Here is a 17767-nt window from a genome sequence, read left to right as displayed (position 1 = left end):
TTAAGGAACGGGCAACGAGATTAACGCTCGTAAATGATTTCAACGCCTTCGTCGTCTTCATCATCCCAGTCGTCCCAGTCTTCGTCATCATCTTCTTCGACTTCGGCCAGTTGTTCACGGTGATAATCGTCCCACATGAACTCGACTTTCTCTGGTACGGCTTCTTCAACCGACATGTGTTTAGGATTTTCATTGATGAATTTCATCACTTCCCAGCACAGAGCGGTAACGCCTTCGCGGTTGGCAGCAGAAATCAGGAAGTAATCCCCTTCCCAGCCCATACCTTCGGCGATTTCTTTAGCGCGACGCTCGGCTTCTTCCTGACCAATCACGTCAATCTTGTTGAAGACTAACCAACGTGGTTTGTTCGCCAGTTTCTCGTTGTACTGCTGCAGCTCATTGATGATAATTTTGGCATTTTCAACCGGATTTGACTCATCAATTGGCGCGATATCAACCAGATGCAATAGAACACGGCAGCGCTCAAGGTGCTTGAGGAAGCGAATACCCAAACCAGCGCCGTCGTGTGCGCCTTCGATCAGACCGGGGATGTCGGCAACCACAAAGCTCTGCTCGCTATCCATACGTACTACGCCCAGGCTTGGAACCAGGGTGGTAAACGGATAATCGGCAACTTTTGGTTTTGCCGCCGATACGGCACGAATAAAGGTAGATTTACCCGCATTCGGCAAACCCAGCATACCGACGTCGGCAAGCAGCATCAGTTCCAGGGAAAGGTCACGCAGCTCACCTTTAGTGCCCATGGTTTTCTGGCGCGGTGAACGGTTTACCGAAGATTTAAAACGGGTGTTACCCAAACCGTGCCAGCCGCCTTTGGCAACCAGCTGTTGCTGACCGTGGCGAGTCATATCGCCCAGCACTTCGCCAGTTCCCTGATCCAGGATACGGGTACCCACAGGGATTTTAATAACGATGTCTTTACCACGTTTGCCGGTACAGTCACGGCTCTGGCCATTCTCACCGCGCTCTGCACGGAAAGATTTTACAAAACGGTAGTCGATCAGGGTGTTCAGGTTCTCGTCGGCAAGGACATAGACGTCGCCGCCATCTCCGCCGTCGCCGCCGTCTGGGCCACCGTGAGGAATATATTTTTCGCGGCGGAAGCTGACGCAACCATTACCGCCATCGCCTGCTACAACCAGGATCGTTGCTTCATCTACAAACTTCATTTGAACTGTCTCCGTAAATCATTCACCCGGATGCTTGTCTCAGCCATCAGGTCTTGTTCTGTTCCTGGTTGCCACCCACAGGCTCATTGCAGAAAATTTAACTCCTGCAACAACCTCAAGGGCACTATATTAACCGTTCAGGTTAAGTACCGCAGGTCAGAAGACAGGCTACTTGCCAGCATAAAAAAATGTCTCAGGCCTCGCCAAAGGAAGCAGTGCGATAGCACATAAAGTGTACAGCAAAATGAGAATCTGCGTTGAAGTCAGTTTTCCTGACATCCATTTTCTTGCCGGTGTTGGCCAACAGAATGTAAAAAGCCCCGCAACTAATTGCGGGGCTTACATCAGTCTATCAAGACTCAGACAGTAAATTATTCAGCTTCGATGCTGATAAATTTACGGTTGTCTTTGCCTTTAACTTCGAACTTGACTTTACCGTCAGTCAAAGCAAACAGAGTGTGGTCACGACCGCAACCCACGTTGATACCAGCGTGGAATTTGGTGCCGCGCTGACGAACGATGATGCTGCCTGCCAGTACTGCTTCGCCGCCAAAGCGTTTTACGCCCAGACGTTTAGCTTCTGAATCGCGACCGTTGCGGGTGGAGCCGCCAGCCTTCTTGTGTGCCATTGTTCCGCTCTCCTAAACTTAAGCGCTAATGCCGGTGATTTTTACATCAGTGAACCACTGACGGTGGCCCTGCTGCTTACGGTAGTGCTTACGACGACGAAACTTAACGATCTTAATTTTCTCGCCACGACCGTGAGCAACGACTTCTGCTTTGATCACACCGCCAGCAATTAAAGGCAAGCCGATGTTGATTTCTTCACCGTTAGCGATCATCAGAACTTGGTCAAACTCAATTGTTTCACCAGTTGCGATGTCCAGCTTTTCCAAGCGAACAGTTTGACCTTCGCTTACTCGGTGTTGTTTACCACCACTTTGGAAAACCGCGTACATATAAAACTCCGCTTTCCGCGCACTCAACTTTGTATAGTCCAGAGGGCGCTATAAATATTCACAATAGGGCGCGAATTCTACGCAAAAAATCAGCATATGACAAGAGCACAATCACTAGAAAAGAAGAAAAAAAGCGCAGTTCACTACAACGCGTTTATCTCACTCGTTTTTCAAGTACAATCATTACTACAAATTGCATCATGTGCCAATGTGAGCCCGTTCTCATTGCGGTGAAGAGAAATACAGCCGAAAAATCACAATGAACCTAGAACAGATTACCGACCTCACCGAACAGGATATGGCTGCAGTCAATGCGGCAATTCTCGAGCAGTTGAACTCTGATGTCTCGCTCATCAATCAACTCGGATATTACATCATTAGCGGTGGTGGTAAACGAATTCGCCCAATGATTGCCGTTCTTGCTGCCCGTGCGCTCAAGTACACCGGTGACAAGCACGTTACCGTCGCTGCGCTGATAGAGTTTATCCACACGGCAACGTTGTTGCATGACGATGTTGTTGACGAGTCGAACATGCGCAGGGGCAAAGCCACCGCCAATGCCGCTTTTGGCAACGCGGCCAGTGTATTGGTAGGCGACTTCATCTACACCCGCGCGTTTCAGATGATGACTGACCTCGAATCACTCCCGGTGCTGGCTCTGATGTCCAAAGCCGTCAACGTGATTGCCGAGGGTGAAGTACTTCAATTGATGAACTGCAACGATCCGGACATTACCGAAGAAAGTTACATGCAGGTTATCTATAGCAAGACAGCGCGATTGTTTGAAGCGGCTGCTCAGGCTTCAGCCATGCTGGCAGGAGGCACCGAGGAGCAGGTCTGCGCGTTGCAGGACTACGGGCGCTATTTAGGCACCGCTTTCCAGCTGATCGACGATTTGCTTGATTACGACGCAGATGGCGAGACTTTGGGCAAAAACACCGGTGACGATCTCAACGAAGGTAAGCCGACTCTGCCACTGCTTCATGCCATGAAAAACGGCACTGAGCAACAGGCGACCATGATTCGCCAGGCCATCGAACAAGGCAACGGCAGACATTTACTTGAGCCGGTACTGCAAGCCATGCATCAGTGTCATTCTCTGGATTACACTCGCCAACGAGCCGAAGACGAAGCAGACAAAGCAATCAGTGCATTGCAGGCGTTACCAGAATCACCCTATCGACTCGCCCTGGAAGGTCTCGCTCATTTAGCCGTCAAGCGTGATTTCTAAAAGCGATTTAGTAAGCAAGGCGCCGTGTTTTTGGCCGCCTTGCTTATTCTATCTCTTCTTGTGCAGGCATCAGACGTTTAATTACTGCCAGCATTCCTTCGCGTACAATAAATGAGACTATCGTCTCGCGCTCTCTATCATTAAGTTGCTTATAACTTTCAATCCATATAAGTAGAGGGTCGTGATAAGAAGAACAAAGATATTCTGCAGATTTTTCTTGAATGATAAGTGCTGGTTTCATCATTTTAGGCAGGCTGTTAATGTGATATTCCACCGCCTTACCTTGAACACCAAGCCTTCGCCGCGTTTCCCATCCCTGCCGTCTGGCCATGCCATGGATACCCTGAGTCGTGGTGGGTAATCCATTTATTCCAACCAGATCTTTTGCAGCAAACCATTCCTTTTTCATGGCATTCCTTTTATTATTTTAAATCCAAAACAAGAGCAGAATAAAATTCAGCCCGACACTTGCCAACTCAGGCTAATAATATAGGCCAACGTTTTGCTTAAAGGTCACTCACAACGAGAGTTTATAACCAGAATTTACAATTTGGATCTATAACTAAGTTCAACGACTACAGTTAACAAATAAACCTGCTCTTTTAAACAAACCGTTGATATAAAAACTATAGATTTTAAAAGCTTTAATAAATAAATTCGTTCGAAGCCCCTAACCTGTTAATTACTTCAATCATCCCATTGCGAACAATAAAGGTAATCATTTTTTGCCTTTCTCTTTCATCCAATTGTTTATAACTTTCGATCCAGATTAATAAGGGATCTTGGTTGTTGGAATAAAAATATTCGACTGAAGGTTCGTTAAGCACAAGATTTGAATTAGTTTTGATGGGCAGACTATCAATATGATATTCAACTCCACGTCCCTGTACGCCAAATCTGCGTCGTCTGACCCACTTTTGTCGACGGGCCATGCTATGTATCCCCTGAGGTGATGAAGGAAGCCCCGTAAAACCGATCAGTTCTTTGGCGGAAAACCATTCAGGATTCATAAGAATTCTCTCTTATTTATACAAAAATATAATTGATATAAATCATTAACTGTTAAGGCATTAAAAAAGCCATATTTTCACGGCATATTTAGCGAGGCGTTTACATTGAACGCATAAGTTATACCATTAGCGAATGCAAATGTGCATCAATAAATTAAAGCCTGGGTATATTGATGAAACTTTTTTATGGAGAAAAATAAAACTAAAAGAACCATCTAACGTTCAAAAGTAAGTTACGTTAAATCTTTGAGTGAGCTAACAATAGAAAAGCCTGTAAATTCATCTAAGTAACTATATTTAGGATATTGACCAATCACCACCTTTCAGAAAAAATGCATTTTTTGAAAATGTTTGATAACAATTAACTTTTCTTAAAAAAGAAGATTTGCATTAAGAAAAATTTGATAACAACCCAAAGAGTGCTGATAAATTACTTATATTACAAACCATTAGAAGACCAAACATACCCAGTTAGTGGTTCAAATAAAATAGTAGGCTATTAATAAAAAATAAAAATATCTTTTGAGAAACAGGTTTGAACTAAGTTCGGAAATTTGCTCTTATAGCTTCCGAATGAATATGGGTGCTAACCCCTCAAACATATAACAAAACCTGCAAGCCTATTATATAAGGAAGTTTTTCTATGCTTTTACGGAGAACGGATTGGCATCACGCTGATATAATCGCATCGTTACATAAACAGCGTACCACCTTGGCAGCATTGTCCCGATCCGCGGGCCTAAGTTCATCCACACTGGCGAATGCGCTGTCACGTCCGTGGCCAAAAGGAGAGTGGATTATCGCTAATGCACTGAAGTTACATCCGGCAGAAATCTGGCCCAGCCGTTATTATCATCCTGAAACAGATGAACTTCTGGAAAGAAAAATGCGCTGCAAGCTTCCTGATAATCTGGGGCGGGAAAAAGTACCGATTAAGAATATCATTCTGCCTGAAAATTCAACAGGTAAGAGTAAAAATGTAGATAACGCAGACAAGAAGGGGATGTAGATTATTAAATACTGATTGAATTTTATTAAGTTATTTGATCAGTGCATACCGCGAATAATTTTAAAATAAGCACAATAAAAAGCCGCCGGAATTTACCCGGCGGGTTGTTTTAATAATCTTGAGGAATAGATAAAAAGAATATTAAATATTGATAAATTTCTCACCCAGTTCGATATCTTTGTGTAATACGTCCAGCATCGAATTCAGCGAATGTTGTTCAAACTCGCTTAACTGGCCAATGTCTTTGAATTCAGCAATACCATTTCGACCTAATAGCACCGGTTGAGCAAAGAAGCGTGCATGCTCACCGCGCCCCTCAACATAGGCACATTCCACGATCCCGCTTTCTCCCTGCAACGCGCGTACTAAAGAAAGTCCCAGTCTTGCCGCAGCCTGCCCCATGGAAAGGGTTGCCGACCCGCCACCTGCTTTTGCCTCAACCACTTCTGTACCGGCATTTTGAATATGTGTCGTCAGCTGCTGTATTTCACTCTCCGAGAAGCTGAGCCCTTTAACCTGCGATAACAACGGTAATATTGTTACGCCCGAATGACCCCCAATAACCGATACCTCAATTTCTTGCGGAGATTTACCTTTAAGCTCTGCAACAAATGTATTGGCGCGGAGGGTATCAAGCGTAGTGACGCCAAAAAGTTTATTTTTATCATAAACTCCGGCTTTTTTTAAAACCTCTGCCGCAATGGGCACCGTCGTATTTACCGGGTTAGTGATTATCGCAATACACGCCTCGGGACAGGTGGTCGCAATTTGCTGAACTAAATTACGAACAATGCCGGCATTAACATTAAAAAGGTCAGAGCGATCCATACCTGGTTTTCGCGCCACGCCAGCCGAGATAAGTACAACCTCAGCCCCGTACAAAGCGGGCCTCGCGTCTTCACCACAAAATCCTTTGATATTAACAGCTGTAGGGATATGGCTGAGATCCACCGCCACACCTGGAGTAACAGGTGCGATATCATAGAGGGAGAGTTCAGAGCCAGACGGCAATTGAGTCTTGAGTAGTAGAGCGAGGGCCTGGCCGATTCCGCCTGCGGCACCAAGGACTGCAACTTTCATCCTATACTCCTTTTTAAATGACGTTCTTTATAAACGACGATTAAAATACCGCGCATTCATTCACTTAATAACCTTAGTTAACGGGTGTATTAAAAACAAACAACCTATTAATAGATTGGGAGGTAGCGCAGAAATTAAAAGCATCTTTAAATTTTGAGTAAGAAATTACTGCTTATTTTCATTAAGATAAAACTTTAAGTTCAAATAATTAAAAAAATGACTTTATTAAAAAATAAATACATTAATTACCTGGCTGGTTAAATTATCAAATAAAATAATCAGGCTATACATTTTATTTTAAGTTTGAGACAATTCTTCATGCAGATATTTGGCATATTCATTAAAGTCTATGCAGCATCGTTGGGCCTTCCTTCCTAAAATCTAACTCTTTGTTGATCAAACCCGTTATGTTTTATTGCATAAAAATGCAAATATCTGCATAATCAACGCCACACAATTGTGAATCTATGGGTGCAAAATGCGTAATCCTGCTAAACAGGAAGATTTAATCAAAGCTTTCAAGGCCCTCTTGAAGGAAGAGAAGTTCAGCTCTCAGGGTGAAATCGTTGTCGCACTGCAAGATGATGGCTTCGAAAACATCAATCAATCCAAAGTTTCACGCATGCTCACCAAATTTGGCGCGGTTAGAACCCGTAACGCCAAAATGGAAATGGTGTACTGCCTGCCTGCCGAGATCGGCGTTCCAACCACCACCAGCCCGCTGAAGAACCTGGTTCTGGATATTGACTATAACGATGCTGTCGTGGTTATCCGCACCAGTCCTGGTGCTGCACAGCTGATTGCTCGCCTGCTTGATTCACTGGGCAAGTCGGAAGGTATCCTCGGTACAATTGCTGGTGATGACACCATCTTCATTACGCCAGCACGCAAGTTTACTGTCAAACAACTCTATGATGCCATTTTGAGTCTGTTCGAGCAGGAACTTTAGGCAGTATCAAGATCGGCAAGTAACGCGCTTGCTGATCTGCTATTCATGCCGGATCTTGTTCAACCTCCAGATGATCGACCTATAAATCCTTTCATTTCCAAAACGATCCCCTGTTAAATTCCGCACAGAATGCTCATTTATGCCAATCTATTGATTTGAAATATATTTAACAATAAATGAGCAAGTAATCATCATTTTTTATGCTTTTCGGTTATTAAAACCACTCATTCCGGGCAAATAGAGACCTAACAAACTATTAGCAAACTATTAATTTTTACAGTTATTAGATGTATACTCATCTCCATGATGTGAAACACGACAAAGCACCACATCACTGTATTTTAGAAAGAGATATCCCCCGAGAGACGAGATTTGAATACCCATTCAAATGCCGCCGATAAAACGGATTTATCGCTGCGAAAACCGATGCATTTGTTCGCGAGAAATAGGCGACGAGGTTATGCACACCGAATTTTACAGTTTTGATAAATCCATAATGAAACCGCGCCACCGTCCGCCATAGACAGGTTGCATAAGGTAAATTAAGGAAATTATCATGAAAATCATCGCTGCTGTTGCTGCCCTAGGCCTGTTGACCGCTGTTTCATTTGGCTCTTCTGCCGCTCAACTAATCACCAACCAACAGGCTGAAAATCTTCAACCTATGGGGACAATTACCGTTAGTGGGATTGATGGCGTGCCTAGTGATATCCGTCAAGAGTTATCACAAAAAGCCGATAGCCAGGGTGCATCTTCTTATCGTGTAATCGAAGCGCGTAATGACGGTACTTACCACGCCACCGCAGAAATTTATAAATAACTGAACCCGATTTAATCTGTAGTACCGCGAAGTTTTAGCAAAAAATTTGCAAGATATACCAGACCCTCTGTCGTCCTGTCCGACGACACCCTTTTGCCCTCGCTTGCGAGGGCTTTTTTTCGTCGAGGCTTTAAGGGCTGGTATTATTAAGGAAGGGGGTAACTATTTGTTGTTAGCCAACTGAGCTTTTTTATCCAGCGCGCTCAACAGCTTGCCGTGGATGCCACCAAAACCACCGTTGCTCATCACCAGAATGTGATCGCCCGGCTGCGCGGTTTTGACAATCATCTCAACCAGCGCATCAACGTCTGCGTGCCAGTGCGCAGGCTGAATACAACGTTCTGCCACTTCTGAAACCTGCCATGGGATGTTTTGCGGCTGAAGTAGAAACACTTCGTCGGCACGTCCCAGAGAAGGTGCAAGTTCGTTTTTGCTCATCCCCATTTTCATGGTATTCGAACGCGGTTCCAGCACTGCAATAATACGTGCTGTGCCGCCAACTTTACTGCGCAGGGCAGCCAAAGTGGCAAGAATGGCGGTAGGATGGTGTGCAAAATCGTCGTAAACAGTTACACCGTTCGCTTCACCACGAAGCTCGAGCCGACGGCGGGCGTTGATAAATCCGCCGAGCGCCGTACAGGCATCTGCAGGGGTCACGCCGACGTGGCGCGCGGCTGCAACGGCCATCAGTGCGTTGTGCATATTGTGTTCACCCACCAGCGACCATGAAACCTCACCGGCCACTTCACCGTTAAGATATACCTGGAACTTGCTGGCATCTGGCGTCGTCTTTTTGGCATTCCAGGTGCAGCCGTCTCCCGCGTATTCCTGCTCGCTCCAGCAACCCATCGCCATCACTTGCCTGAGTGGAGTGTCATGCTCGGGCAGAATGATTTTGCCCTGACCCGGCACGAGTCTGACCAGATGATGGAACTGTTTCTGGATCGCCTTCAGATCGTCAAAAATATCGGCGTGATCGAATTCGAGATTATTCAGCACCAGTGTACGCGGGCTGTAATGCACGAATTTGGAACGCTTGTCGAAGAAGGCACAATCATACTCATCGGCTTCGAGGACCATAAACGGGCTGTTTCCCAATCGCGCAGAAACGTCGAAATTCCCCGGCACACCGCCAATCACATAGCCCGGCTCATAGCCGCAGGCTTCGAGGATCCAGGTGACCATACCTGAAGTAGTGGTTTTCCCGTGCGTACCGGCAACCGCAATCACCCAGCGACCGGGCAGCACGTGATCGTGCAACCACTGCGGGCCAGAGACATAGGGAATACCCTGCTCGAGCACCGCCTCTACGCAAGGATTGCCTCGCGTCATGGCATTGCCGATCACAACGAGATCGGGCCTGGGATCCAACTGACTTGGCGAATAGCCCTTAATCAGCTCGATCCCCTGATTTTCCAATAGCGTACTCATCGGTGGATAGACGTTGTCATCCGATCCGGTTACCTGATGTCCCTGAGCGCGAGCCAGCATAGCAAGGCCGCCCATAAACGTGCCGCAAATCCCAAGAATATGAATGCGCATAAATTTTCCATTATTGCTCTTTAAGTCAGTGGCTATTCTAACGCTGAGAATCATCTAGAAGAAATGCATTTGGCTATGATTTGCCTATGAAGCGTCCATATATTTGGGCTAAACTGCGATCGCTTCTGTAAAATTTCAATTACAAAACCTTTACTCATCCTAAGATTCAGGGATCGTATCATGAAAACGTTAGGCGAATTTATTGTCGAAAAGCAGCAAGATTTTCCACATGCCACCGGCGAGCTCACTGCGCTACTCTCGGCAATTAAACTTGGTGCTAAGATTATTCATAGGGATATCAACAAGGCGGGACTGGTAGATATACTCGGCACCAGCGGCGTTGAGAACATTCAGGGCGAAGTTCAAATGAAACTCGACCTTTATGCCAACGAAAAATTGAAAGCCGCCATGAAAGCACGTGGCGAAATTGCCGGTATCGCATCTGAAGAAGAAGACGAAATTGTTATTTTCGAAGGCGAACGTGCCAATAATGCGAAATATGTGATTCTGATGGATCCCCTGGACGGCTCGTCAAACATCGACGTCAACGTTTCAGTGGGTACTATTTTTTCAATCTATCGTCGTACTTCACCATTGGGCAAACCCGTTACCGAAGCTGACTTCCTGCAACCAGGCAGTCAACAGGTCGCAGCAGGTTATGTAGTGTATGGTTCCTCTACCATGCTGGTTTACACGACCGGTGCTGGCGTTCACGCCTTTACCTACGACCCTTCCCTCGGCGTTTTCTGCCTGTCTCACGAAAAAGTCATGTATCCAGAAAAAGGCTATATGTACTCTATTAATGAAGGGAACTACATTAAATTCCCTAAAGGCGTGAAGAAATACATCAAGTATTGTCAGGAGCAGGACGAAGAGTCTGGCCGTCCTTACACCTCACGTTACATCGGCTCTCTGGCTGCCGACTTCCATCGCAACCTGCTCAAAGGCGGCATCTACATTTACCCAAGCACTGCAAGCCATCCTCAGGGCAAGCTGCGTCTGCTTTATGAATGTAATCCAATGGCCTTCCTGGCCGAGCAGGCAGGCGGTAAAGCCAGCGACGGTAAAAACCGTATCCTGGACATTGTTCCTCAAAAACTGCACGAGCGCGCACCATTCTTCGTGGGTAATACCAATATGGTTGAAGACGCCGAACGACTTATCAAACAGTATCCTGACGAATAAAAATCCGAGTCAGGCTGTTTGCTAAATTACTTTAAAGTACCCTAATCATGGGGTGGCCCGATGCCACCCCATTTTTTTATTGCAAAAGTTTATAGCCGACGTTTTTTAGGACAAAAGCGCCCCGGAAAAGGCAGGAATTCTTGCCCGAGTTGGCTATAATGTCCGGCAATCCATTTCTGGTTCAATAAAGGGAAACCAACAATGAGCTTAATCAATGTACCGGCTGGTAAAGATCTGCCAGAAGATATCTATGTTGTTATCGAAATCCCGGCAAACGCCGATCCAATCAAATACGAAGTAGATAAAGATACCGGTGCACTTTTTGTTGACCGTTTCATGTCAACGGCGATGTTCTATCCATGCAACTATGGTTATATCAACCACACCCTTTCTCTGGACGGTGACCCGGTAGACGTTCTGGTTCCTACTCCATACCCGCTGCAACCAGGTTCAGTCATTCGCTGCCGTCCGGTTGGCGTTCTGAAAATGACTGACGAATCTGGTGAAGATGCGAAAGTTGTTGCTGTTCCGCACACCAAGCTGAGCAAAGAATACGATCACATCAAAGATGTGAACGATCTGCCAGAACTGCTGCGTGGCCAAATCACCCACTTCTTCGAGCAATACAAAGCGCTGGAAAAAGGCAAATGGGTTAAGGTTGAAGGCTGGGATAACGCTGAAGCTGCCAAAGCTGAAATCGTGACCTCTTTCGAGCGTGCGGCTAAAGCAAAATAAGGCTCTGCCTTTGCTTTGATGCAAAAAAAAACACCGCCAATAAGGCGGTGTTTTTTTCTGGCTTTAAAAATTACTGACTAAGACGACCTTTATTTTATTCTCACTTCTCTTCTAACGTACGTTTAACCCAGTCTCCACCTTCAATACGTTCGACACCTTCCAGCGCGCGAATATACAGGTAAATCCAGGCACTCCCGTACGGCGTAGAGATTAGCTCTCGACGGTAATCTTTGGTGTTACTTTTCAGTTCGTCAAGCTCAGCCATAATGGATGAGTTGATGCGGTAAACTTCGCAGTAGATCTTCCCTTCTCCGGGAATCGCTGCCGGGTAATGCCCCAAATCATACAGGGCATAGCCGTCAAGCTCGTGGTCACCCAACCACTGAGCGTTTGTCATCCAGTGACTATTACCTTGCTTGCGTCGTAAACTGCCGTAGACAATTATTCGCATGGTTAAAACTCAAACTGATAGAGCAAATCTAGTGCCTGATCGACGCCAGACACCGCTTCCAAATACAATTTAGGCATCAAACGATAGCGCAGCGTCAGGGTAGCCAGGGAGTCAAAGATCCCCATGCCGTATTTAACCTGCAGCCCGGGCAGAACATAACCACTGACCACAACCTGAGAACTGTCCCCAACGCCCTCGGTATCCAGTGCCAGATTACTGACACCAAATGCCTCACCGATTTTACCCACAAGTTTGCCACTTTGTGCAACCCCCATACCGATAAGCATGGAAGTCATGGCGCTACTGTCGGCCCCCGAGCTGTCCAGGCCCTGTCCGCGTAACAAATAAGACAGTGCTTCCTCCTGGGACATCACCGGGTCAGAGAAAACCTCCAGCTTCGGCGTATCTGCATCGCCGGTCACACGCACCCCTGCCACTACATCATTCTCGGTTGAATCCGGATTACGGATAGCTTCGATATTCAGCAGCGGCTGGTCCGCCGGACCAGAAAATAACAGCTGGCCTTTTCTGACGATTAAATCTTGTCCGTAGGCGTGGAACCTGCCTGATGGTATATCAATCTGGCCGTTTAATCCTAACCCACGTTTGTCCTGAGCTACTTTAAGTGCGCCCTTGAGACGCGCTTTCAGACCAAAGGCATCGAGACGAACATCATCCCCGATATTCACCACCAGGTTCGTGTTGATCGGAATCGAGGTTGAAGCAGGTGCAATCGGCTGATGCTGATCGTTTAGCATCACTTCATCCGATGATACGCCTACCGCACTCTCCGGAAGTTCCTGAACCGTGATGCGGGCCCAGGGAATATCCACCTTGCCGTTCAACGTGAACGCTTGCGGTGTAGCATCAAACACTAGATCGGGCGAGACATCAAGCCGAACCATTGGTGGAACCGATACCCTGACTTTTTCACCCTTCGCTGCGATGTTCGCATGCCAGTTTTCGGGCTGACTCCAGTCCGCATTACCGTTTAATGCCAGCTGACCGTGAGTGGTCTGAATAACCCCTGCCAGCAGCGAAGACATACCGTTAAAATCGATATTCAGATTGGCATTGGTCACATCAAACGGCATAAACTGCGCGTCAAAATCGACGTTTGACAATGCCAGTTTGCCATAGACCTGCGGCGCTTTTCCGTTGCCCCCCACGCGCAAATTGGCATTCAAAATGCCCGAGGCTTTCTCTCCGTCCATCAGTGCCGGTTGCAACAACCCCATCGAAATACGGGTAATATTGACGTTACCGGAAAGATCTCGACGACCCAGAGGATCGGCAATCTGGATTTTACCGTCAAGCTGGCCATTGTTGGCGATCTTAATTAGCCAATCGAGGTTGGCGCGCCCGTTTTGCAACGCGGCATTAAGGTTTAAGGTATCAAAAGCCACCGGCAGAGGATTGCCCTGCACCAGTTGCTCTACTTTCACGCTTCTGCCCACCAGCGACACACTCGCGTCTGGCAACCCGCCCTTGGCTTTCCAGGCAACGTTCGCCTTGCCGCTGAATTGCCCGCCAAGTTTTGTATCATCGGTCAGGAAAGGTTTGAGCATCGCTAAATCAAAGCGATTCAGCACGATGCTGGCCTGCCCACTGGCACCGGCATTGATCGTGGTCGGCACGCAGACGTCGGCATCCGGGTTCTGCCAGCAGTGTGGCCCAACCGTTACGCGCTGCTCGGTATTGAAATAGGTCAGCGCAATCGGCCGGGTCAGACGCCATTGGCCGACCGGCGTATCAAACAGCGTATTGCTGATATTTCCTTTCCACTGCTGGGTTTTGCGGTCGAAACTACCGCTCAGCACCAGATGGCCTCCCACTGGCTTACCGGTCACGTTCAGCGTCAGTTGATGCTGTTTTTCATTGCCCTTGGCATCGAGGGTGATATCGCTGATGTCCAGCGCGTCTTGTTTGAGCTGCTGCACTTTGACCGCCAGCGTGCCCTGAATCTGGTCACTGGAAGTCACGTCGCCCTTGATATTGACGCGACTCACGCTCAACGCCTGCCAGCGCAGATTGTTGGCGGTAAGATCAGCCAAGACCTGAGGCGCTTTAAGATTTCCGCGCAGCTGGATCATTCCTTTCACAACCCCACCCAAACCCGGCAGAGCACCATCGAGATGCGGAGCATCGACGTTAGCGTCCAGAGCCCATTTGTCGCTAAGCTTACCTTTGACATCGAGATTATTGCGACCCAGTTCCAAATGCAGCTGAGGAATATTCCACTGGCCGTAGCTGTTACCGCTCAAGTTACCGCGCGCCTTGACCAGGTTCTTCTTCACGTTACCGTCAAGTTCCAGTGTTGGCACCTGAAGCTGCCAGGTTCCACCATACAGGCTGCCGCGCATGGCAATTTTGCCCTGTAATTTGGCCGGCCAGTCTGGATATTGTTTCGCAGTATCAATGCCGTTTAGCGTAAGCACGGTATTCCAGCTAACCGCTTTACTCCAGTCCACCACGCCGGTTAAATCAGTGTTGCCCTGAAGAGCAGCCAGTCGCATCAGCTTAAGGTTAAACTGCTCGAGGTTACCTTTGCCATCAAGCGCCAGTGAGGCTGCCGGGATCTGATTGCCGCTAAAGTCCGAATGAAGAGCCAGCGCGTAATCGGTGGCTTTGCCGCTGAATTTGAGGTTTAAACCTTTAACCTGATACTGCGGCGTGCCAGTGAGCGGCCAATGTAGCGCATCACTTTGTACGCTGAGGTCGATCGGCAGGCCAACTTCAGCCAGCCGGGTTTGCAAGGCAAGTTCTGCTCGCACCGGACCTGAAAGATTCACACCGACCTTGAGCTGTTTACGCAACTCACCGCCCACGGTCAGTTTAACCTTCTCGCCTTTTATTGGGTCGATATTCACCGCGGTGTTGATGGTCATGGCCACCGGCCAGCTATCGGTCAACTGTGCCTGACCCATACCGTCTATCGAGCCCTGTGGTGAACGAACCTCAAGCTTATCCAGTTTGACTTGCTGATTTTGCGTGGTGACTTTCAGCAGCAGACGGGTGATCAGCAGATCATTATCGCCAGTAAGATGCAGATTCTCGCCGGTAAGCTGCTGCACGGTGAGGTCCAGCGGTAGCTTGAAGTCTGGCAAATCAGGCAGCAACGGTTTGGCAAACAACGCTTTAAGCGTATCGCCCAATGGGGGTTCTGCGACTTCAGGCTTTGGTGCCTCTGCCGGTTGCCCAGTCACTTTTTCCTTTACCGTGGCAACGGCTTTGTCCTGCGCGGCCTGCACGACGGGTGGCAACGGATGCAGCGGCGTCTTCGGCAATGCTATCAGTAGTCCGGAAATATTGGTCGGCTTCAGCGTTAAAGCACGCTCGCGCCACTCCATGCCGGTGCGGAACTCGGCAAGTGAAATGTTTCGATCGTCGATGGCTACGTTGACGTTGTTCAACGTCAACAGCTTGAGGATGATTGGATACGGCGTGCTGAGATTGGTCAACGGCTCGCTGGACGCGGGCTCCGGCGTAGTCGAAGGCGTCATCTCTTTGGTGTTGACCACCACGTTGACATCTTTCGCCCGCACCGCATTGATGCACAGCTCGGTGTGACGGAAACAGGACAAATCTAGCGAGAGATGAAACTCTCCGGCAGTGACGTCCACGCCCGGCATTTTGTATTTCACGCCCTTGAGCGTCAGACTGCGCCAACCGCCATCAACATTAGCGATCGACAATCCTGGAACAAAGCGCTGGGCACCATTAATGACCAGATGCAGGCCAGTTTGCGTGCCGACCAGAAATACCACTGTGCCCACCAGCAGTAAAACAAGGATCAGGAACGCCAGGCAGATCTTTTTAAACCAACTCATAATTCTGGCCCCAGACCGATATAAAATTGTACTCCGTGGTTGTCCGGGTCGCCCACGGGAGTCGCGATATCAAGCTTGATCGGACCAACCGGCGACGCCCAGCGTACACCCACGCCGGCACCGGTTTTAATATCACTCTTGGCGAGATTATTTACTGCTTCACCGCTGTCGATAAACACTGCGCCCCACCACTTACCGGTCACGTTGTATTGATATTCCGCTGAGCCTGTTGCCATTTTGGAGGCACCGGTCAGTTTATTGTCGCTGTCTCTGGGGGAGATGCCTTCATATTTATAACCGCGAATACTGCGGTCACCACCGGCAAAGAAACGTAGCGATGGCGGTACTTTTTCAAAATCGTTGGTTTCAATCCAGCCCACGTTGCCACGGAAAACGAAACGGTTTCTCTCGCCCAACATCCGGATCCAGACGTTTTGCGCCTGTACAATCGCGAAATCGATATCCGAACCCCAGGTAGTGTCGGAAACTTTGAGAGAGTAGCGTTGGCTATCACCCCAGGTCGGCATCAGGCCACCGCGCGAACGGGTGCGGCTGAAGCTGACTCCGGGATAGATGAGCATGGTGGTGTTGGTCACCGAACCCTGTGTAAAGTGATCCAGGCTCCAGGTCAGATTTAACGCACGCTGCCAGCCGCTGTCACTGTCCCAGTTGCGCGCGATATTAGCGGTACTGGAGTCGGATTTAGTGTCGTTAAGGTTGACGTTTTTGATGCCGCCGCTGATGGTGTAATACTGCTGAATAGGATCTTTGAGCAGCGGGATTTTATAGCTGACATCTACCGTCTGCTCCGGCGCTGAAAGGCTCAGCGAGGTTTCGAGGCTCTGCCCGCGATCGTTCAGCCACGGTTTTTTCCAGTCGGCTTTGACCCTCGGTCCAATGTCGCTCGCATAGCCTCCGCCCAGCTCGAGGCTGTTCCTGGTGCGTGGCGTGACCACAGCATTCAGCGGCAATGTCTTGCTGACTCTAGCGTCTTTATCATCAAAATCAGGAGAAACCACTACCGAGTTGAACCAGCCAGTGGCCGCAAGACGGCGATTGAGCTCTGCCAACTGCGTCGAGCTGTAGTAGTCGCCCTGATGAAAAGGCACCACGTTTTGCAGATATTCCTGACGAATTTGCGATCCCTGAAAATCGACCTTGCCGAAACGATAACGCTGCCCGCTGTCAAAATCGATGTCCCAGAATGCCTGATGCCTGTCTTCAATCACCCCCAACTGGCTTTTAAGCATATTGGCATCAAAATAGCCTTTACGCAGCGCCAGCCCGCTAAGCGAGCTTTTGAAACTGTCATAGGTGCCGTGATTGAGAATCGTGCCGTTAGCCGGGACTTTACTTTTTTTCAGCGCTTCAAACTCGTTATCGTCTTTAGCCTGCCCTTCAATGGAAACGCTGGTTCCGGCTATTTTTACTGGCGTACCGGGTGAAACCTTGGCAATCAGCACCGGGCGACCCGGCGGCGGAGTTTGCACAAAATTAAAATCAATGGTGGGGTTGTAATAACCCAGCGGCCTGAGCCCCAACTGAATAGCGTCACTGACTCTGGCGCGAAAACGCCCGTTCGCTGACACCTCGTCGCTTCCTATCGCGGCAAGACGTACACGAACGTTTTTTTGCATTTCTCCACTCAACCCTTCCAACTGAAGCCGCACTTTAGCAGCTAAGGATAAGGACGGTGCCAGCAGTAAGCCTAACAAACAAAGTTCACGGTATCGTGGCACAAGCTCTCCTGCTATGTTTCATTATCCTGTTAAAATA

Annotated in this window: 16 protein-coding genes and 1 pseudogene; 6 read left to right on the top strand and 11 right to left on the bottom strand. The window is 48.2% G+C overall.

What is annotated here, in order from left to right:
* Nucleotides 1–20: 20 nt before the first annotated feature.
* The 4 genes and pseudogenes from cgtA to rplU all read right to left on the bottom strand — a co-directional run bounded on the left by cgtA (nucleotide 21) and on the right by rplU (nucleotide 2149).
* A complete protein-coding gene (gene cgtA, locus AB3G37_RS02790) occupies nucleotides 21–1190 on the bottom strand; it encodes an Obg family GTPase CgtA (RefSeq protein WP_009636774.1) in 1170 nt (389 codons plus the stop codon).
* Between the two features lie 148 nt (nucleotides 1191–1338).
* Nucleotides 1339–1451: pseudogene (locus tag AB3G37_RS02785) on the bottom strand (EamA family transporter); the annotation flags it as partial.
* 110 nt (nucleotides 1452–1561) lie between these two features.
* Nucleotides 1562–1819: a 50S ribosomal protein L27 gene (gene rpmA, locus AB3G37_RS02780; RefSeq protein ID WP_009636773.1), complete on the bottom strand. Its 258-nt coding sequence runs from the start codon at nucleotides 1817–1819 to the stop codon at nucleotides 1562–1564.
* Nucleotides 1820–1837: 18 nt separating this feature from the next.
* Nucleotides 1838–2149, bottom strand: coding sequence for a 50S ribosomal protein L21 (gene rplU / locus AB3G37_RS02775; RefSeq protein ID WP_009636772.1), 312 nt, complete (start codon nucleotides 2147–2149; stop codon nucleotides 1838–1840).
* A 259-nt stretch (nucleotides 2150–2408) separates the two neighbouring features.
* Between rplU and ispB the strand changes: the two genes are divergently transcribed.
* Nucleotides 2409–3380 carry an octaprenyl diphosphate synthase gene (gene ispB / locus AB3G37_RS02770; protein WP_009636771.1) on the top strand — a complete coding sequence of 324 codons (972 nt, stop codon included), beginning with the start codon at nucleotides 2409–2411 and terminating at the stop codon, nucleotides 3378–3380.
* A gap of 43 nt (nucleotides 3381–3423) precedes the next feature.
* Here the strand turns inward: ispB and AB3G37_RS02765 are convergent, their stop codons facing one another.
* Nucleotides 3424–3789, bottom strand: coding sequence for a DNA-binding protein (locus AB3G37_RS02765; RefSeq protein WP_369789637.1), 366 nt, complete (start codon nucleotides 3787–3789; stop codon nucleotides 3424–3426).
* Between the two features lie 235 nt (nucleotides 3790–4024).
* Nucleotides 4025–4390: a DNA-binding protein gene (locus AB3G37_RS02760; protein ID WP_369789636.1), complete on the bottom strand. Its 366-nt coding sequence runs from the start codon at nucleotides 4388–4390 to the stop codon at nucleotides 4025–4027.
* Between the two features lie 643 nt (nucleotides 4391–5033).
* Here AB3G37_RS02760 and AB3G37_RS02755 point away from each other — a divergent pair.
* Nucleotides 5034–5399: a helix-turn-helix domain-containing protein gene (locus AB3G37_RS02755; RefSeq protein ID WP_369789635.1), complete on the top strand. Its 366-nt coding sequence runs from the start codon at nucleotides 5034–5036 to the stop codon at nucleotides 5397–5399.
* A gap of 141 nt (nucleotides 5400–5540) precedes the next feature.
* Here AB3G37_RS02755 and mdh read toward each other — a convergent pair whose 3' ends face one another.
* A complete protein-coding gene (gene mdh, locus AB3G37_RS02750; protein ID WP_369789634.1) occupies nucleotides 5541–6479 on the bottom strand; it encodes a malate dehydrogenase in 939 nt (312 codons plus the stop codon).
* A 478-nt stretch (nucleotides 6480–6957) separates the two neighbouring features.
* On the opposite strand from mdh, the gene argR reads away from it, so the two are divergent.
* Nucleotides 6958–7428: a transcriptional regulator ArgR gene (gene argR, locus AB3G37_RS02745; RefSeq protein WP_009636766.1), complete on the top strand. Its 471-nt coding sequence runs from the start codon at nucleotides 6958–6960 to the stop codon at nucleotides 7426–7428.
* 556 nt (nucleotides 7429–7984) lie between these two features.
* Nucleotides 7985–8248: a peroxide/acid stress response protein YhcN gene (gene yhcN / locus AB3G37_RS02740; RefSeq protein ID WP_009636765.1), complete on the top strand. Its 264-nt coding sequence runs from the start codon at nucleotides 7985–7987 to the stop codon at nucleotides 8246–8248.
* A 162-nt stretch (nucleotides 8249–8410) separates the two neighbouring features.
* Here the strand turns inward: yhcN and mpl are convergent, their stop codons facing one another.
* Nucleotides 8411–9790, bottom strand: coding sequence for a UDP-N-acetylmuramate:L-alanyl-gamma-D-glutamyl-meso-diaminopimelate ligase (mpl, locus tag AB3G37_RS02735; protein WP_369789633.1), 1380 nt, complete (start codon nucleotides 9788–9790; stop codon nucleotides 8411–8413).
* 180 nt (nucleotides 9791–9970) lie between these two features.
* Between mpl and fbp the strand changes: the two genes are divergently transcribed.
* Both fbp and ppa read left to right on the top strand, forming a co-directional pair.
* Entirely contained in the window at nucleotides 9971–10975 is a 1005-nt protein-coding gene (gene fbp, locus AB3G37_RS02730; RefSeq protein WP_009636763.1) for a class 1 fructose-bisphosphatase, read from the top strand.
* Between the two features lie 201 nt (nucleotides 10976–11176).
* Nucleotides 11177–11710 (top strand): inorganic diphosphatase, encoded by a 534-nt coding sequence (gene ppa, locus AB3G37_RS02725; protein WP_009636762.1) that lies wholly within the window; start codon nucleotides 11177–11179, stop codon nucleotides 11708–11710.
* Between the two features lie 100 nt (nucleotides 11711–11810).
* On the opposite strand, the gene AB3G37_RS02720 is transcribed toward ppa, so the two are convergent.
* Genes AB3G37_RS02720 through AB3G37_RS02710 form a run of 3 tightly spaced genes read right to left on the bottom strand, consistent with a single transcriptional unit; the run spans nucleotide 11811 to nucleotide 17730 of the window.
* Nucleotides 11811–12161, bottom strand: a complete 351-nt coding sequence (locus tag AB3G37_RS02720; protein ID WP_009636761.1) for a gamma-glutamylcyclotransferase — start codon at nucleotides 12159–12161, stop codon at nucleotides 11811–11813.
* 2 nt (nucleotides 12162–12163) lie between these two features.
* Nucleotides 12164–15991: a translocation/assembly module TamB domain-containing protein gene (locus AB3G37_RS02715; RefSeq protein WP_369789632.1), complete on the bottom strand. Its 3828-nt coding sequence runs from the start codon at nucleotides 15989–15991 to the stop codon at nucleotides 12164–12166.
* Nucleotides 15988–17730 (bottom strand): autotransporter assembly complex family protein, encoded by a 1743-nt coding sequence (locus AB3G37_RS02710; RefSeq protein WP_369789631.1) that lies wholly within the window; start codon nucleotides 17728–17730, stop codon nucleotides 15988–15990. The genes AB3G37_RS02715 and AB3G37_RS02710 overlap by 4 nt, the downstream gene beginning before the upstream one ends.
* Between the last annotated feature and the right edge of the window lie 37 nt (nucleotides 17731–17767).

It is taken from the genome of Rouxiella sp. WC2420, assembly GCF_041200025.1.
GTDB lineage: Bacteria > Pseudomonadota > Gammaproteobacteria > Enterobacterales > Enterobacteriaceae > Rouxiella.
This window is presented reverse-complemented; position numbering and strand designations above follow the sequence as displayed.

What these genes read in the sequence shown, in the direction of transcription:
- mpl (WP_369789633.1), bottom strand. Translation starts at nt 9,790, where the DNA reads ATGCGCATTCATATTCTTGGGATTTGCGGCACGTTTATGGGCGGCCTT.
- fbp (WP_009636763.1), top strand. Translation starts at nt 9,971, where the DNA reads ATGAAAACGTTAGGCGAATTTATTGTCGAAAAGCAGCAAGATTTTCCA.
- mdh (WP_369789634.1), bottom strand. Translation starts at nt 6,479, where the DNA reads ATGAAAGTTGCAGTCCTTGGTGCCGCAGGCGGAATCGGCCAGGCCCTC.
- AB3G37_RS02755 (WP_369789635.1), top strand. Translation starts at nt 5,034, where the DNA reads ATGCTTTTACGGAGAACGGATTGGCATCACGCTGATATAATCGCATCG.
- AB3G37_RS02720 (WP_009636761.1), bottom strand. Translation starts at nt 12,161, where the DNA reads ATGCGAATAATTGTCTACGGCAGTTTACGACGCAAGCAAGGTAATAGT.
- argR (WP_009636766.1), top strand. Translation starts at nt 6,958, where the DNA reads ATGCGTAATCCTGCTAAACAGGAAGATTTAATCAAAGCTTTCAAGGCC.
- rpmA (WP_009636773.1), bottom strand. Translation starts at nt 1,819, where the DNA reads ATGGCACACAAGAAGGCTGGCGGCTCCACCCGCAACGGTCGCGATTCA.
- AB3G37_RS02760 (WP_369789636.1), bottom strand. Translation starts at nt 4,390, where the DNA reads ATGAATCCTGAATGGTTTTCCGCCAAAGAACTGATCGGTTTTACGGGG.
- yhcN (WP_009636765.1), top strand. Translation starts at nt 7,985, where the DNA reads ATGAAAATCATCGCTGCTGTTGCTGCCCTAGGCCTGTTGACCGCTGTT.
- ppa (WP_009636762.1), top strand. Translation starts at nt 11,177, where the DNA reads ATGAGCTTAATCAATGTACCGGCTGGTAAAGATCTGCCAGAAGATATC.
- rplU (WP_009636772.1), bottom strand. Translation starts at nt 2,149, where the DNA reads ATGTACGCGGTTTTCCAAAGTGGTGGTAAACAACACCGAGTAAGCGAA.
- ispB (WP_009636771.1), top strand. Translation starts at nt 2,409, where the DNA reads ATGAACCTAGAACAGATTACCGACCTCACCGAACAGGATATGGCTGCA.
- AB3G37_RS02715 (WP_369789632.1), bottom strand. Translation starts at nt 15,991, where the DNA reads ATGAGTTGGTTTAAAAAGATCTGCCTGGCGTTCCTGATCCTTGTTTTA.
- AB3G37_RS02765 (WP_369789637.1), bottom strand. Translation starts at nt 3,789, where the DNA reads ATGAAAAAGGAATGGTTTGCTGCAAAAGATCTGGTTGGAATAAATGGA.
- cgtA (WP_009636774.1), bottom strand. Translation starts at nt 1,190, where the DNA reads ATGAAGTTTGTAGATGAAGCAACGATCCTGGTTGTAGCAGGCGATGGC.